The sequence below is a fragment of the Myxococcus sp. CA023 genome, from assembly GCF_010998615.1.
Lineage (GTDB): Bacteria > Myxococcota > Myxococcia > Myxococcales > Myxococcaceae > Myxococcus.
In genome coordinates this window covers 22,673-37,625 of sequence record NZ_JAAEAH010000045.1, presented here as the reverse complement: position 1 = coordinate 37,625, position 14,953 = coordinate 22,673, and the positions used below count along the sequence as shown (strand labels likewise).

Sequence of the window (14,953 nt, the reverse complement as noted above, 5' to 3'; positions counted from 1 at the left end):
ATGAAAAGGATCATTGCAAATCGGTAAATCGATTTGCAGAGTGGGTAAAGAGCCCGAGGCGCGCGCGGCCATTCGCGATCGCCGAAGGCATCAACGCACCCGGCCATGAACGACAACGCACTGAACGCCAACGTGGGCCTGAAGCTTCGGGGACTGCGCCTTGCACGGAACATCAAGCAGGCGGACGCAGCCAAGGACCTGGGCGTTTCCCCCGCGTACCTGAACCTCATCGAGAAGGGTAAGCGGGTGATGCCCTTCCCCCTGCTCTGGAAGGCCCTGCGCTACTTCGACCAGGACCCCGAGCAGTTCATGTCCACGCTGGGCGAAGGCCGCGTGGATGAAGCGCTCGCGAAGCTGCTGGACGAGCCGCTCCTCAAGAGCCTCGACATCGACCCGGAGTCGCTCCAGTCCCTCTCCGCGGAGCCGAAGCTCGCGGGCACGGTGGCGGCGCTCTTCAACCTCTACAAGAACACCCGCACGCAGTTGGAGAACGTGCTGGCACAGCTCAACGTCGAGGAGCGCACGCGCGCCCAGGGCGGCCCGGGCAACGGCACCTCGCCCGGCGTGCGCTTCGACTACTCGCCCTTCGACGAGGTCAGCGACTTCCTGGAGAAGCACCGCAACTACTTCCCGGAGCTGGAAGAGCAGGCGGACGCGCTGCGCCGCGACGTGCGGCTTGAGCGGCAGCTCACCAGCGGTCAGCTCATCCGGCTCCTGGAGGAGCGCTTCGGCTACCGCGTCCTCTTCGACGACCCATCCCCCTCCGGCTCGTCCGTGGTGCGGCGGTTGGACCCGGAGGAGCGGACGCTGACGCTGTCGCCATTCCTCACCGAACAGCCGCTGAAGTTCCAGATTGCCGCGTCCATTGGCCTGCTGGTGATGGATCGCGAGAAGCTGCTGGAGCGCGTGCTGGACGCGGGCCGCATGCGCCATGGCGAGACGCAGCGGCTCATCAAGGTGAACCTGGCCAACTACTTCGCCGGCGCTCTGATGCTGCCCTACGGGGACTTCTTCAAGGAGGTCCAGCGCACGCGCTACGACGTGGAGCTGCTGTCGAGCATCTTCGGCTCCACCTACGAGACGGTGGCCCACCGCCTGTGCAACCTGTCGGACCCGAAGCGCCCCGGGCTTCCGTTCCACTTCCTGCGCGCGGACATCGCCGGCAACATCTCCAAGCGCTACAGCGGCACCGGCATCCGCTTCGCCTCCGGCGGCGGCAGCTGCGCCAAGTGGGCCGTGCACCTGGCCTTCCTCAACCCGTCCCAGCTGACGCGGCAGTACTCCATCATGCCGGACGGCACCGCCTATTTCTGTTTCGCCAAGGTGCAGCTCCAGCCGATTGAGGGCTCCATCGTCAAGGGCACCGCGTACTCCATCGGCCTGGGCACCCACGCGGAGAACGCCAAGTACCTGGCCTACGGCCTGCCCACGACGGACCTGCGCAAGGACGCCATTCCGTCCGGCATCTCCTGCCGCTTCTGCGAGCGCACCGACTGCAACCAACGCGCGGCGGCCAGCTACCGTTTCGCCTTCGCCTTCGACGAGTACACGAAGAAGGACTGCTTCTTCTCCCCCATCCTCGTCCACGAAAAGGCCGACAAGGTGGAGAGGGACCGGCACCCGGGCGCCCATTCCCTGGCCGTGGCCGCCAACGGGACTGACGGGAGCGAGAAGGACGATTCGTTGGACAAGACCTCCCGCCGCCGCAAGGGTGGCGACGCCTGAGGCCCCCCATGCACCACCCGCCCGAAGACACCCAACGTACCCACATCCTCGACGCCATCCAGAAGCAGAAGAACGCGCTGGCGCCGCTGCGCATCACCGGCTCGCCCACCGAGGTGGGACAGGGTCTGGTGACCCTGGCCGAGCTGCACGGTCTGCTGGAGGACCACGCCGCCAGCCGGCAGTTCTACGAAGAGGCGCTCGAGAAGTTCCAAGAGGCCAAGTACAAACCCGGCCAGGCGCAGGCCCTGATGGGGCTGGGCGTGGTGAAGGCGAACTTCGAGGATCACCGCGGCGCCATCGAGCAGATTGCCCGCGCCGCCATGCTCTTCAACGAGTCCAAGGACCGTGAGGGCGAGGCCCTGGCCCGCGCCTGCATCGGCGAGTCCCTGCGCTCGCTGGGCCAGCCGGAGGCCGCCGAGGAGAAGTACCAGGAGGCGCTCATCCTCCTGCGCCAGACGCGAAACACGGAGCGGGTGGCGCGGCTGCTCATCGACATCGGCGACATCCGCATGGAGAAGGGCGACTACGAGCCCGCGCGCAAGCGCTTCCTGGAGGCCGTGCCGCTGCTGGAGCAGGGCGAGGACCCGGAGGCGCTCGCGCTGGGCCACCTGCTGCTGGGCGAGTCCGAGGGGCTCCTCGGCAACCACGAAGGTGCGCGCCCGCACCTGCTCCGCGCGGTGGAGCTGTACCAGGAGGTGCACGACCACGCATATGAGGCCCGCGCCCGCTGGGACTTGGGCCTGTCCTGCTACTACCAGCAGGACTTCGCGGCGGCCCGCAAGCAGTTCGAGACACTGATTCCGCTCTACGGAGATTTGGGTCAGACGGGCGAAGTGGCCAAGGTCCAGAACATCCTGGCCCACTTCACCGCGCGCGGCGTGTGAGCGCTCCTCCCTGACACCGGGGAGAGCGCTGTCACACGCGCTCTTCCTAGGCTTGGATGCCGGTGCCCACCGCGATGGCGAGCAGCCCCAGCACGCCCACGGCCATCGCCATGTAGCGCCACTCACCCCGCAGGCCCAGCAGCGTGCCCGCCACCGCGAGCCGCGCCACGGGCGTCACCAACAGCAGTGACGCGGCGCCCTTTCGCAATATGTCGATGGCGACGTGCACGCGCTCGGATTGGGGCATGGCCTCCAGCCCCAGCGACAGGACGAACATTCCGCCGCTGACCACCGCGCCGACGCGCAGCACCCGTGCGATCCACCGGTCGCCCACCACCGCGCGCTCTCGGTGATGATGCCGCGCCTGCTCCGCCGCCCCCGCGCCCGGTTGCGCCATGGGCGCCCCGTCCATCGGGGGCGTCAGCGACGCGGCCCCTCCCGTGACTGCCACGTTGCGCGCGACGGCGGGATGCTCCGCTGTCACCGCCGACACGGAAGCACATGCCGCGCGCGCTTCCTCGGGTTCACTCACTTCAGGATGCTCGGCCACAATCCCTCCCCTCCCTTCCACAGCATCTGTCCCGCGACCACCAACAACACCACCGCGAACAAACGCTTGAGCACCGCCGTGGGCACCCTCGGCATCAGCCGACTGCCCACATATGCGCCTCCCAGGACACCCACCACCAACGGTGACACCAGCGCCAGTTTCAGATGGCCCCTCAACGCGTACGCGGCAACGCTCGCGGCGCCCGTGACGCCAATCATCAGGTTGCTCGTCGCGCTGGCCACCTTGAACGGCACGTGCATGCCGTACGCCATCAGCGGCACCTTGAGCGGTCCTCCGCCCACCCCCAACAGCGAGGACAAGCCACCGGCCACGAAGGAGCCGGAGATGCCCAGCGGGTAGTTGGCGGGCGCGTAGTCGTCCATCGCGGCGGGCTCCTGGCGCGGCGAACGCAGCAGCAACATCTGCAGCGCCACGTAGAGCGTGAAGAGCCCGAACACCACCGCCACCATCGCCGGCGCCACCATGGCCGCCACCATGCCGCCAGCGATGGCGCCCATCACCGTCGCCAGCTCCAGCGACAGCCCCAGGCGGATGTCACTCAGGTGCTTGTGCACATAGCCCGCGGCGGCGGAACACGAGCTGGCCACCACGCACATGAGGCTCGCGGGGATGGCTTGCTCCAAAGGAATGTCGAACCCCAGCACCAGCGCGGGCACCAGGACGATTCCGCCTCCGATGCCGAGCATCGCACCCAAGGTACCCGCGAGTGCGCCCACCGCGATGAGGAGTAGGACCGTCATTCCTCTTCGAGGATAGGAGCGGCCTCGCGCTTCGGACAGCGCCATTCCCCGAGGGGAACCGGGCTCGCCAGGACGCCTGCTCTGCGGGTATCACGCCGCCCGTGCGCCCAGCGTCCCTTCGGGGAAGGCCTCCAGGAAGCGGGCTCGCGTACGGGGCGTAAAGGTGCCCCTCGCCATGTAGCCGTGCAACCGACGCAGTACGCCACGCGCCGTCTCCAGCGCGCCTTCCACCTCTGCGGCGAAGTCGAACGTGTCGTTGCGGTACAGCTCCTGGAACGACAGCCGCGCATAGGCCGGCAACGCGCGCGCCCGGCCCATGGGACTTGAAAGGAAGAGACCGGAGACGTAGAGGCCGCGCACCCAGCCATCGACCTCCGACTTGCTGGGCGCCTGGCCCACACGCTCCTGTGAGGACAAACGGACCAGCTCGTAGAGCCCGCCGCCAATGCCCCGCCATGGGAAGCCCGGGCGCTTCACCACCTGACACTTCTCCCGCAGCCGCGGCGTGCCGAGCAGCTCCATGCCGTGCAGCTCGCGCAGATAGAAGAGCGTCTGCGCCCATTCGATGTCGCGGTGCGCCTCCAGGGCGCGCTCACCGCGGCGGCGGTGTCGCACCACCAACCTGTCCACCACCGGATACAAACGGCGGTCCAGGCACAGGTGCGTGAAGTAACCCGAGAGCACCGCGAGGCCAGGTTCGGTGCCCACCAACGCGCCGGAGGCCACCAGCTCCGCCATCTTCAGCCCGAAGCCCACCGGGGCGCGCTCATGGTACAGCCGCGCGAAGTGCGGCAGCTCCCGTTCGGGCAGGAAGGCGGCGAGCCCACCTCGGATGCCTTCGCATAACGGGAGGTCTGGCAGCGCCGCGCCGAAGCGCGCATACGGCAGGTCCTCCGACAACGCACGCACCCAATCCGCCGGCAGCTCGCCCGGGTTGGCGGCCATCCGTTCAATGGCGGTCAGATGCATCAGCAGCGTGGGCATTCCCCACACTGCTACCCAGTGCAACGAAGCAATGCAATGCTCGAATGAAATCCAACGCTTTGCGTGTAACAGGGCGGGCGTTACAGTCCGCGCCCTTTCCACCAGCCCAAGCCTTTTCACTGTTCAGGAGTTCCACGGCCCATGAACTTCAGCTTCGTCTCCGGCGATGCCACACGGACGAGCGGCGACCTGCTCGTCATTCCCCTCTTCGAGGGCGAGCTGGGAGACAGCGCTCCGTCCTCCCTCTCCTCGGCGGATGGCGCCCTGGAAGGACGCCTGCGCGGCGCCGCCACCCAGGAAGGTTTCAAGGGACGCGCGGACCAGAGCCTGGTGATGCACACCCTGGGGCGCACGTCGTCCGAGCGCGTGCTGCTGCTGGGCCTGGGAAACCGCGCCCGCTTCCACCCGGAAGTGCTGCGGCTGGCCGCCGGCCGCGCCGCGAAGGCCGCGCAGCGGCTCAAGGTCACCTCGGTGGCGTTCGCCCTGCCGGCCACCGAGTCCGCGCAGGACGCGGTGCGCGCCGTGGTGGAAGGCGTGGCGCTGGGCGTCTACCGCTTCGACAAGTACAAGTCCTCCGCGCGCGAGGAGAAGAAGGGCGCCGCGAAGCTGGGCAAGGTGTCCCTGGTGCTCCCCGAGGGGACGGAGCGCACGCGCGAGCTCGATGACGCGCTGACGCTGGCGCAGCGCGTCGCGGAGGCGACCAACTGGGCCCGTGACCTCGTCAACGAGCCGCCCAACGCGGTGACGCCCACGGTGCTGGCCGAGGCCGCGCGGCAGGCCGCGAAGGAAGGCGGGATGAAGGCCACCATCGGCGGCCGCCGCGACATCGAGAAGCTCGACATGGGCATGTTCCTCGGCGTCACCGCGGGGAGCACCGAGGAGCCTCGCCTCATCCACCTGACGTACACGCCCAAGAACGCGCGCGACGCCAAGCAGCCGCCGCTGGCGCTGGTGGGCAAGGCCGTCACCTTCGACTCGGGCGGCCTGTCGCTCAAGCCGACGGACGGCATGGTGGATATGAAGACGGACATGGCGGGCTCGGCCGCGGTGCTGGGCGCCATGAAGGTCATCGCCGCGCTCAAGCCGCCCTTCCCCGTGCACGCCTTCATCGGCGCGTGCGAGAACATGCCGGCCGGCAACGCCTACAAGCCGGGTGACATCCTCACCTCGCGCCTGGGCAAGACGGTGGAGATCACCAACACGGACGCGGAAGGCCGCCTGGTTCTGGGCGACATCCTGACGTGGGCCACCGAGCACAAGCCGGCCGCCATCATCGACCTGGCCACGCTCACGGGCGCCTGCGTCGTCGCGCTGGGCAACTACATCGTCGGCGCCTTCGGCGACCACGAGGAGACGGTGACGCAGGTGCTCCAGGCCGCGCGCACCGCGGGCGAAGAGATGTGGCGCATGCCCATCAGCGACATGCAGAAGGACGCCCTGCGCTCCGAGGTCGCCGACATGAAGAACTCCGGCGAGCGCTGGGGTGGCTCCATCAACGCCGCCATCTTCCTCCGCGAGTTCGTGGGCGAGACGCCGTGGGTGCATCTGGACATCGCGGGTCCGGCGAGCAGCCCCAAGGAGCGTGGCTACCTGAGCAAGGGCGGCACCGGCGTGGGCGTGCGCACTCTGGTGGAGTACGTCCGCCTGCGCGCGCAGACGCAGGACACCGCGCCCGTAGAAGCGGCGCCCAAGGCCAGCAAGGCCAAGCCGGCCCGGAAGCGCGCGAAGTAGCGCGGCCTTCCAGACAGAGGGCGTCCTGGATGAAGGGGCGCCCTCAGCGCTGGGGAACCTTCCACGCCGTCGCCGGCCCCGCGAGCGGGCGGACGCCCTGGATGAGCGCATCCACGCTCTGGGGCACGTCCGCCGCGGCCTGCGCTGGCCAGGTGGCCAGCATCATCAACACGCGCCCGGGGACGCCTTCACGCACGGCCACCTTGCCGTGCACGCCATCCCCCACCTGGAAATCGAAGCCCACCGCGGTGTCCGACAGCGGAATGGGCGCCGGGTCCGTGGTGGTGAATCCCGGGTGCTGGCGGAGCCCTTCGGTGAGCCGCTCCGCGAACTGCGTGGGAGAGGCCACCGCGGGCGCCACCTGCAACACCACCTGCGCTCCGGAGACGTTGTGGCGGAGGATGACGGGAATGGCGAGCCCCTCCGGCGTGCGCTCATTCGTCTCGTCCAGCTGCCAGTCCGCCGTGGGCCGGATGATTTCGAAGCCCAGGTCCTCGTCCACGTAGCGGCGCGTCGTCGAGCGACTGTCCTCGCTCGCGGCCTCCGCTGATGGGGCGGGCCCGGAGCCGCCGGTCCCCCCGTGCTTCACCGCCTGGCGAGCGCCACTGCAGGCCGTCGTCAGCGCCAGGAGTCCCCACACCCACTTCCGCATCGCGACCATGCCCGCTCCCCGCCCCAAACGCCGTGACGGCGAACGTGAGCACGGGCGACCCCCTAGGCCAGTCCTCCTTGGAGGGTGCGGTAGGTGTTGGACAGCCGCTCCGCCACGTCCGCGGGCAGGACGTTGCGCGCTGAAAACAACGCATAGGACACGAAGGCGTCCAGGGCCTCCAACGTGAGGGCCCGGCCCACCGCCTCGCCTCCCGTGGAGAGGTTGGCCCTCAGCCGCGCCACGTCCACGCGCCCGTCCGCCGCCAGCGTCACCCCGGCGTACGCGTCCTCCAAGCCCTGCGGCGGCGCGTCGAGGAAGCCGCGCAGCAGGTCCGTGTCCTTTCCGGCCTCGCGCAGGGCCCGGTGCACCAGGGACAACAACAGGTTGTAGCGCTCCTCCGCGGACAGCAGCTCCCAGGCCATGCCCTCCACGGCGGGCACCTGTGCCGGAGGCGGCGCCGCGGGGTGGACGGCCACGTTGCCGCCGCGCACTGCCTCCTCAAGCCAGGTGTAGAAGGCGTGCGGGCCGCCTTCATAGGACGCGCGCAGGCTGGCCAGCGGCAGCCCGTCCGCCAGCCTGGCGAACAACCGCGACTCACCAGGTAGCGGCCCTTCGGGCCCCAGCGTGACGCGCGTGTCGTCCGGGAAGCGCCGACGCAGGCGCGACACCAGCTCCGCCCGTTTGATGCCGGTGAGGACCAGGTCCCGCGTGCGCTCGGGCAGCTTCACCACGTCCGCCATCGGCGCGGGGCCTTCGACGAAGACGAAGCTGCCGTCCTCCAGCTCGAAGAGACTGAGCACCACCTCACGCACCACGTACGTCATGGCGCTGTACAGGTTGGCTTCGGAGACGAGCCCTTCCGACGTCAGCACCTGGCCGATGCGGCGCGACGGCGTCACACGAGACAGGGCCTGCGTCAGCTGCGCCTGCGTCAGCAAGCCCAGGCGGAGCAGCGCCGCGCCCAGCCGCTCCCAGCGCTCCGTGGAGGTGGCGAACACCACCTGGCCGTCCCGGAAGGACACCGTGCGGCGCCCCGTGGCGTGCTGCACCGCCAGCAGGCCGCTGCGGATGCCGGACAGGACATGGGCGAAGACTTCCTCCACCGACAGGGTGCGCAGGCTGCCGGCGAGGAAGCCAGCGAAGCCGGGCGGCTCCTGGAGGAGGACCATCCCCTCCGGCCCATGGAACCAGGCCTGGAGGGGACGGGAGGGGGACAACCCCTGGGCGAGCGGCCGCTCCAGGTCGAGCGATGCCGCATCACCCGCGAGACGGGGCGTGGCTTTGGGTCGTGTCGCCACTGCCCACCTCTCCGACTGCCGGGAACTACTTCTTCGGCGCGTTCAGCTCCGCGTCGATGATGCTCTTGAACTCTTCGAAGGGCTGCGCGCCGGACAGCAGGATGCCGTTGATGAAGAAGGCCGGGGTGCCAGACACGCCCGCCTGCTTGCCCTCGGCCAGGTCCTTCTGAACGATGGCGCCCTTCTCACCCGAGTCCAGGCAGGCGTTGAACTTCGCCGTGTCCAGCTGCAGGTCGGCGGCGTACTTCTTCAGCGCGTCCACGCTCAGCGCCTGCTGGTTGGCGAAGAGCAGGTCGTGCATCTCCCAGAACTTGCCCTGGTCCTGCGCGCACAGCGAGGCCTCGGAGGCCTTCGGCGCCTCCTTGTGGAAGTCGAGCGGGAAGTGGCGGAACACGATGCGGACCTTGTCGCCGTACTCCTGCTGCACCTGCGCCAGCGCCGGGTTGGCGCGGCTGCAGAACGGGCACTGGAAGTCGCTGAACTCGACGATGGTGATGGGCGCGCCCTCAGGACCACCCTTGGCGGCGCCCGTGGCGGCCACCTGCTTGCGGACGACGGGGGGACGCGGCGGCTCCGGCAGCGTCAGCTTGACATTGGCGGACTTGCGCAGCTCCTCGAAGAGGGCCTGCGCGCGCTCCTGCTTCGGCTGCTGCGTCAGGAACTCCACGATCTGCGGCTTCATCTGCTCGTAGGTGGAACCCTCGGGCAGCTGGCCAGCGGCACCGTCGTAGACTTCCTTGATGCGCTCCTCGGTGGGCGCGGGGACCTTGTCGTCGATCTCCGCCTTCAGGTACGCCTCTTGGGAGAGGCCACGCTTCTTGGCCTCGGCATCCACGAGCTTCTCCGTCACCATGCCGTCCAGGCCACGCTTCAGGAGCTGCGACTTCTGCTTCTCCAGGTTGGCCAGCGGCTCCTGGAGGCGCTCGTTGAGCTCCTTGTAGGTGATCTTCTGCCCGTCGCCGAACGTCGCGACGACAGTGTCGGGCGCGGGCTCACCGGCGGCCTGCTGCGCCGCGGGGGCGGTGGCCGGCGCCTTCTCCTTGTTACAGCCGGCGGTGAAGGTAGCCGCCAGGAGCGCGGCGAGGATGACGCGGGTGGGACGGTTGAGCATATCCCGCCCACTTAGCCGAGCCTTACCGGACCTGCAAGTTAATGACGTCAGGCGACAAGCGGCTCGAAGTCCAGCGCGCCGGCCAGTCCAGAGAAGCCCAATCCCATGCCCTCCAGCTCGCGGCGGCGGGCGGGAACGATTTCGTAGCAGCTCGGGTCGGACATCACCTTGCGCACAAGCTTGTGATTGAGCGCGTGGCCCGTCTTGTACGCCGTCATGTGGCCGATGACGGGCCGGCCAAACAGCGACACGTCGCCGATGGCGTCCAGGATCTTGTGGCGAACGAACTCGTCCGGGAAGCGCAGCCCGTCCGGGTTGAGGATGGAGACCTCGTCCACGACGATGGCGTTCTCCAGCGAACCGCCCCGGGCCAGGCCCATCTGCTTCAGCTTCTCCACGTCCCGCAGGAAGCCGAAGGTGCGCGCGCGGGAAATCTCACGCGCGAAGTCCCGGTCACCGAAGTCCAGGTCGAAGGACTGGCCCTGGATGACGGGGTGCTCGAAGTCGATGGTGCAGCTGATGCGGAAGTGCCGGGCCGGCGTGAGCGACGCCTGCTTGTCGCCGTCCACCACCGACACGGCCTTGCGGATGACCAGCAGCTCCTTGGGCGCCTCCTGCTCCCGCACGCCCGCGCTCTGGATGAGCGCCGCGAAGGGCGCCGCGCTGCCGTCCATGATGGGGACTTCCGGACCGTCCAGCTCCACCCGGAGGTTGTCGATGCCCATGCCGGCCAGCGCCGCCATCAGGTGCTCCACCGTGCCCACGCGGACACCGTCACGCCCCAGCGTCGTGGCCAGCGACGTGTCCACCACGTACTCCGCCAGCGCGGGGATGCTCACCGGGCGGGCGAGGTCCGTGCGCACGAAGACGATGCCATGCCCCGGGGGCGCCGGGCGCAGGGTGAGCGTCACCCGGGCACCCGAGTGGAGTCCCACGCCCTGCAGGGAGGCGATCTTCGAGAGAGTGCGCTGGTTGTAGGAGGACGGTCGCATTGTGGGTGTCGCCTCGTGGCTTCTCGGTGCTGCGGAGCTTCCGCTCCAGACCCGCCGGAGGGGCTGGAAACGTTCATCAGTGGTCTGATGTGACGCGCGAGTCGAGCAAGCAGCATGCCACTTCCGTGTGACATGCCTGGCAGCGCCGCGGGGCTTGAAATTCGGCTCCAACCCCTTGGAGTTGCTCGGCTTTTTCGTGCGTCTTCAGGGGCACCGGTTCCGGCCTGGCGCCCCTCCCCCCGTAGCGGATTGCTGATTCCCTCCTGAACCGCGACACCGATGTCGGGGATTTGTCATCCCCGTCCTTGGCATCCCCGCGCCCTCCCCCTCCTCACCAACCCATGTCTTCCATGCAACACGGGCGCGTCCATAGCGCAAGGAACTCAACGACGCAAACACCCACCGTGACAATCCCTCCCACACAGGGGCTGTCGTGCGGGGTGGCCAGTAGCACCACGACAGGGCTGTATCAGCGTGCGGGGGTGGTGAGGAACCTGTCCCGCAGGGCTTCTGCGTCCGGGCGATCAAAGCCCCGACCCTGGAGGTGCGTGCGGCGGCTGACGGCGTGGAAGGTAGACTCCAGCGTCTGGATGAAACGCCGCAGGTCCTCGCCGAGCCGGGCGCGGATGCCAGGCCCTTCTGGAGGCCAGGGCAGCTCCACCAGCAGCGAGGTGAAGCGGTCGAAGGCGTCGTAGTCGCCGTAGCGCAGCAGTTGGTAGCTGCCGTCGTGGAAGTAGCCCAGGAAGCCCTTGAGGGCGTCCAGCACGCGCTCGGCGGCGGGGACGTCCTCGGCGCGCAAGTGGGACTCCGCGGCGCGGCACAGCTGGGCGTATACCCACAGGTCCTTGCGCAGGCGCAGCGCCGCCTCCTGCGGGCTCATCAGTTCGTCGAAGACGCCGTCGGCCAGGCCCCCGTTGGGCGCCAGCGCCTCCACCAGCGCCACCACCTGCGTGCGCAGCACCGCCGTGAAGGCGGACGCGGCGCGCAAGGGGGCTTCCGCGTCGCGGTCCAGGTTGACCAGCACCTCGCGGGCCACGCGCTCCGTCTCTCGGGCGATGTCGCGCGCGGCGCGCAGCGTGGCGGCCTGCAGGGACTTGGAGCCGGCCTTCGGAGACAGCTCCGAGTGCATCCACGACGCCAGCGCGGTGGCCTCGCTGCGCACCAGCGCCAGCAGCACGCGCACCCGGCGGGAGAAGGGCGGCTGCTCCTCCGCGTCCACGTAGGCCAGGTAGTGCAGCAGCCGGAAGAGGCCCAGGAAGGCGGTGGTGAAGGCGGTGCGCTGCTCCTCCTGGAGGGTGACCAGCGTGTCCAGCAGCCGCACCGAACGGAGCCGGTCGTATTCGACGCGGAACTCCAACGGGCGGAAAGGACGGAAGTAGCGGTTGAGGACGATTTCCCGCAGGGACAGCTTGCCCACGTCCTGGAACAGGCCGAGGTTCGCCGCCGGCAACTTGAGCAGGTGGTCCAGCAGGTTCTTCAGCGCGTCGAAGGCCTCGCGCAACACGAAGAGGCTTTCGGGCGGCGTCTCCTGGTCCAGTTGCTCTTCGATGAGCGCGCGCCGGACGCGGTCGTCCGCGAGTTGGGTCTCCACGTACTTGCGGAAGACCATCTTCTGGTCGCTGTCCGGGTCCTGCAGGTGGCGCGCAACGCGGATGGCGCGGTCCATGGCGTCGCGCACATCCGCCAGTTCCTCGCGGAAGTCCCGCGTGACGAGCGGCCTGTCGCGCGCGTCCACCACCGTGTTGAGGTTGAGGTAGCGCTCCACCGCGCGCAGCAGCATCTCGAACTCGAACAGCAGCTCCTCCCGCCCCTCCACGGGCACGCCACGCAGCCAGCGCTCGCGTTCGGCGAGGAAGCCGGCGCGCGACGTCTGGGAAGCGCGCATCAGGTCGGCGTAGAAGTCGCGGGGGACGCGGGGCGGTGAGGAAGGCGTGTCCTGGCTCATGGCATCTCAGAAGAGGCTGCCCTGGGGCGTGGGCGGTGGTTGCTTCTTGAAATATTGGTACGTGCGGTGCGTGGCCATCCGGCCCCGCGGCGTACGCTGGAGGAAGCCTTCCTGCATCAGGAAGGGCTCGTACACGTCCTCGATGGTATCGCGCTGCTCGCCCACGCTGGCGGCGATGGTCTCCACGCCCACCGGGCCGCCGCCGAACTTGTCGAGGATGGTCAGCAGAATCTTGCGGTCCATGGAGTCCAGGCCGCTGGCGTCCACCCCGAGCCTGTCCAGCGACTTCTGCGCCAGCTCCAGGGTGATTCTGCCATTGCCTTCCACCTCCGCGAAATCACGTAGCCGGCGCAGCAGCCGGTTGGTGATGCGCGGCGTGCCCCGCGAGCGGCTGGCCACTTCGCGCGCGGCTTCCTTGTCCAGGGGAATGCCCAGGATGCGCGCGGAGCGGTGGAGGATGCTCTCCAGTGCCTTGGCGTCGTAGTACTCCAGCCGTTCCTGAATCTGGAAGCGGTCGCGCAGCGGCGAGGTGAGCAGGCCGGTGCGCGTGGTGGCGCCAATCAACGTGAAGGGCGGCAAATCAATCTTCATCGCCCGGGCGGCGGGCCCGGTGTCGATGGTGATGTCCAGCCGGAAGTCCTCCATGGCCGGGTAGAGGTATTCCTCCACGGCGGCGTTGAGGCGGTGGATTTCATCGATGAAGAGCACGTCGCGCGCGTCGAGGTTGGTGAGCAGGCCCGCGAGGTCCCCCTTGCGCTCCAGGGCGGGGCCGCTCGTGACGTGGATTCCCACGCCCAGCTCGTTCGCGATGATGTGCGCCAGCGACGTCTTGCCCAGGCCCGGCGGGCCGGAGAACAGGCAGTGGTCCAGGGCTTCGCCCCGGCTGCGCGCGGCCTGCACGTAGACCTTGAGCTTTTCGACGACGGGCCCCTGGCCCACGTACTCGTCGAACGAGCGCGGACGCAGGGAAGCCTCGAGCCGGACGTCCTCGGGCAGGACGTCTTCCGAGAGTGTGTCGGACTTCCTCGCCATGACCATCCGGACCCTATACAGGAAGGCCGCGCGTGTCGCCGCACATCTGGCGGCGATACATCCAGTGGGCCGCCGGGCCCGCCAGCCAGGCGGGCGCGGGCAGGGGAAGGTGGGCCCCTCTCCCAGCGTTCCAGGCACAGCCCCCCGCCGATACTCCGAGGCGATTGAAGTGCGCCTGCCGTGTGCGAAAGTCGAGCCTGGAGACCGCATGAACACGAGCCCTGCGTTTCGTCCCCTCCCCTCCCTGGCCGGCGCGCGCGCCGAACCCGTGCCCGGGCTCCGGCTCCAGAAGCTCCGCCGGGCCGCGTTGGATGCGCGGGAGGCCTTTGTGAGGGAAGGCCCGGTGGCCGCGGTGGCCACCTGCGACCTCGTCACCTTCCCCTACCCCGCCCAGTTCGCCTTCAGCGGCGCGGCGTCGTCTCCGGCGCCCTACGTCATGCTGACGAACCGGATGCAGGTGGTGCAGTTCGTGGACCGGGAGGGCGCGCGGCGCACGCTGCTGTTCAACCCCTCCGACTACGAACGCGGCGTCTCCGCCCCCTTCTACCGCGCGCTGCGCGAGCGCTACGGCGCCTTCGTCTCAGACAAGGTGATGTCCACGCGACACGGCTCGGTGCAGAGCCACCTGGCCGCGCTGGGCCTCATCCCGGCGGATGTGGACTACCTGGCCTTCGACCACCTCCACATCCAGGACCTGCGCGGCTGGCTGGGCGGTGACGGCATGCCCGCGTACTTCCCCCGGGCACGGCTGCTGGTGCAGCGCGCCGAATGGGAGGTGGCCCTGGAGCCGCACCCCATGCAGGCGGTGTGGCTCGTCCCGGGCGGCGCCGACATCCCCCGCGAGCGCGTGGTGCTGCTGGACGGTGACGTGTGGCTGGGCCAGGGCGCGGCGCTGCTGAGCACGCCCGGCCACACGCGCGGCAACATGTCGCTGGCGGTGGCCACCTCGCGCGAGGTGTTCGTCACCAGCGAGAATGGCGTGGCCACGGAGAGCTACACGCCGCTCCAGTCCGCCATCCCCGGCGTGCGGCGCTTCGCCGAGCACATGGGCTGGGAGGTCGTCCTCAACGGAAACACGCGCGAGGACTCCCTGGACCAGTACTCCTCCATGGTGGTGGAGAAGCTGTTCGCGGGCACGTCCTCCGTGGAGGGCGCGTTCATCAACTTCCACCCGTCCTCGCAGCTCACCGCGCACGTCATGGCGCCCGGGTTGTCGCCCACCATCGTCCTGCCCGCGCCCAACTTCGGCGACGTGCGGCCCACCCCCGCGTCACGGCGGGCCGCCTAG

General features: G+C 69.1%; 13 protein-coding genes. 4 read left to right on the top strand and 9 right to left on the bottom strand.

Annotation, left to right across the window (positions count from 1 at the left end; genetic code table 11):
- The first annotated feature begins 105 nt into the window (after positions 1-105).
- Positions 106-1,725 (top strand): short-chain fatty acyl-CoA regulator family protein, encoded by a 1,620-nt coding sequence (locus tag F8M74_RS20430; protein WP_141253740.1) that lies wholly within the window; start codon positions 106-108, stop codon positions 1,723-1,725.
- 8 nt (positions 1,726-1,733) lie between these two features.
- Positions 1,734-2,609, top strand: a complete 876-nt coding sequence (locus tag F8M74_RS20425; RefSeq protein WP_141253739.1) for a tetratricopeptide repeat protein — start codon at positions 1,734-1,736, stop codon at positions 2,607-2,609.
- Between the two features lie 46 nt (positions 2,610-2,655).
- Here the strand turns inward: F8M74_RS20425 and F8M74_RS20420 are convergent, their stop codons facing one another.
- The 3 genes from F8M74_RS20420 to F8M74_RS20410 all read right to left on the bottom strand — a co-directional run bounded on the left by F8M74_RS20420 (position 2,656) and on the right by F8M74_RS20410 (position 4,904).
- Positions 2,656-3,141 (bottom strand): hypothetical protein, encoded by a 486-nt coding sequence (locus F8M74_RS20420; protein ID WP_141253738.1) that lies wholly within the window; start codon positions 3,139-3,141, stop codon positions 2,656-2,658.
- Positions 3,138-3,920 (bottom strand): sulfite exporter TauE/SafE family protein, encoded by a 783-nt coding sequence (locus F8M74_RS20415; protein ID WP_141253737.1) that lies wholly within the window; start codon positions 3,918-3,920, stop codon positions 3,138-3,140. Before F8M74_RS20415 ends, F8M74_RS20420 begins: the two co-directional genes overlap by 4 nt.
- A gap of 90 nt (positions 3,921-4,010) precedes the next feature.
- On the bottom strand, positions 4,011-4,904 hold the full coding sequence (locus tag F8M74_RS20410) for a zinc dependent phospholipase C family protein (RefSeq protein WP_141253736.1): 894 nt from the start codon (positions 4,902-4,904) through the stop codon (positions 4,011-4,013).
- 141 nt (positions 4,905-5,045) lie between these two features.
- On the opposite strand from F8M74_RS20410, the gene F8M74_RS20405 reads away from it, so the two are divergent.
- Positions 5,046-6,635 carry a leucyl aminopeptidase gene (locus F8M74_RS20405; RefSeq protein WP_141253735.1) on the top strand — a complete coding sequence of 530 codons (1,590 nt, stop codon included), beginning with the start codon at positions 5,046-5,048 and terminating at the stop codon, positions 6,633-6,635.
- 43 nt (positions 6,636-6,678) lie between these two features.
- Here F8M74_RS20405 and F8M74_RS20400 read toward each other — a convergent pair whose 3' ends face one another.
- From F8M74_RS20400 to ruvB, 6 genes are all read right to left on the bottom strand, one after another.
- Positions 6,679-7,296, bottom strand: coding sequence for a hypothetical protein (locus tag F8M74_RS20400; RefSeq protein ID WP_141253734.1), 618 nt, complete (start codon positions 7,294-7,296; stop codon positions 6,679-6,681).
- 53 nt (positions 7,297-7,349) lie between these two features.
- A complete protein-coding gene (locus F8M74_RS20395; protein WP_141253733.1) occupies positions 7,350-8,585 on the bottom strand; it encodes a DUF4388 domain-containing protein in 1,236 nt (411 codons plus the stop codon).
- Between the two features lie 25 nt (positions 8,586-8,610).
- Entirely contained in the window at positions 8,611-9,696 is a 1,086-nt protein-coding gene (locus tag F8M74_RS20390) for a thioredoxin domain-containing protein (protein WP_141253732.1), read from the bottom strand.
- 47 nt (positions 9,697-9,743) lie between these two features.
- Entirely contained in the window at positions 9,744-10,688 is a 945-nt protein-coding gene (gene lpxC / locus F8M74_RS20385; protein WP_011554945.1) for a UDP-3-O-acyl-N-acetylglucosamine deacetylase, read from the bottom strand.
- Positions 10,689-11,157: 469 nt separating this feature from the next.
- Complete coding sequence (locus F8M74_RS20380) at positions 11,158-12,633, bottom strand: hypothetical protein (protein ID WP_141253731.1); 1,476 nt, start codon at positions 12,631-12,633, stop codon at positions 11,158-11,160.
- A gap of 6 nt (positions 12,634-12,639) precedes the next feature.
- Positions 12,640-13,671: a Holliday junction branch migration DNA helicase RuvB gene (ruvB, locus tag F8M74_RS20375; protein WP_141253730.1), complete on the bottom strand. Its 1,032-nt coding sequence runs from the start codon at positions 13,669-13,671 to the stop codon at positions 12,640-12,642.
- Positions 13,672-13,873: 202 nt separating this feature from the next.
- Here ruvB and F8M74_RS20370 point away from each other — a divergent pair, with 202 nt between their 5' ends.
- Entirely contained in the window at positions 13,874-14,953 is a 1,080-nt protein-coding gene (locus F8M74_RS20370) for a hypothetical protein (RefSeq protein WP_090493225.1), read from the top strand.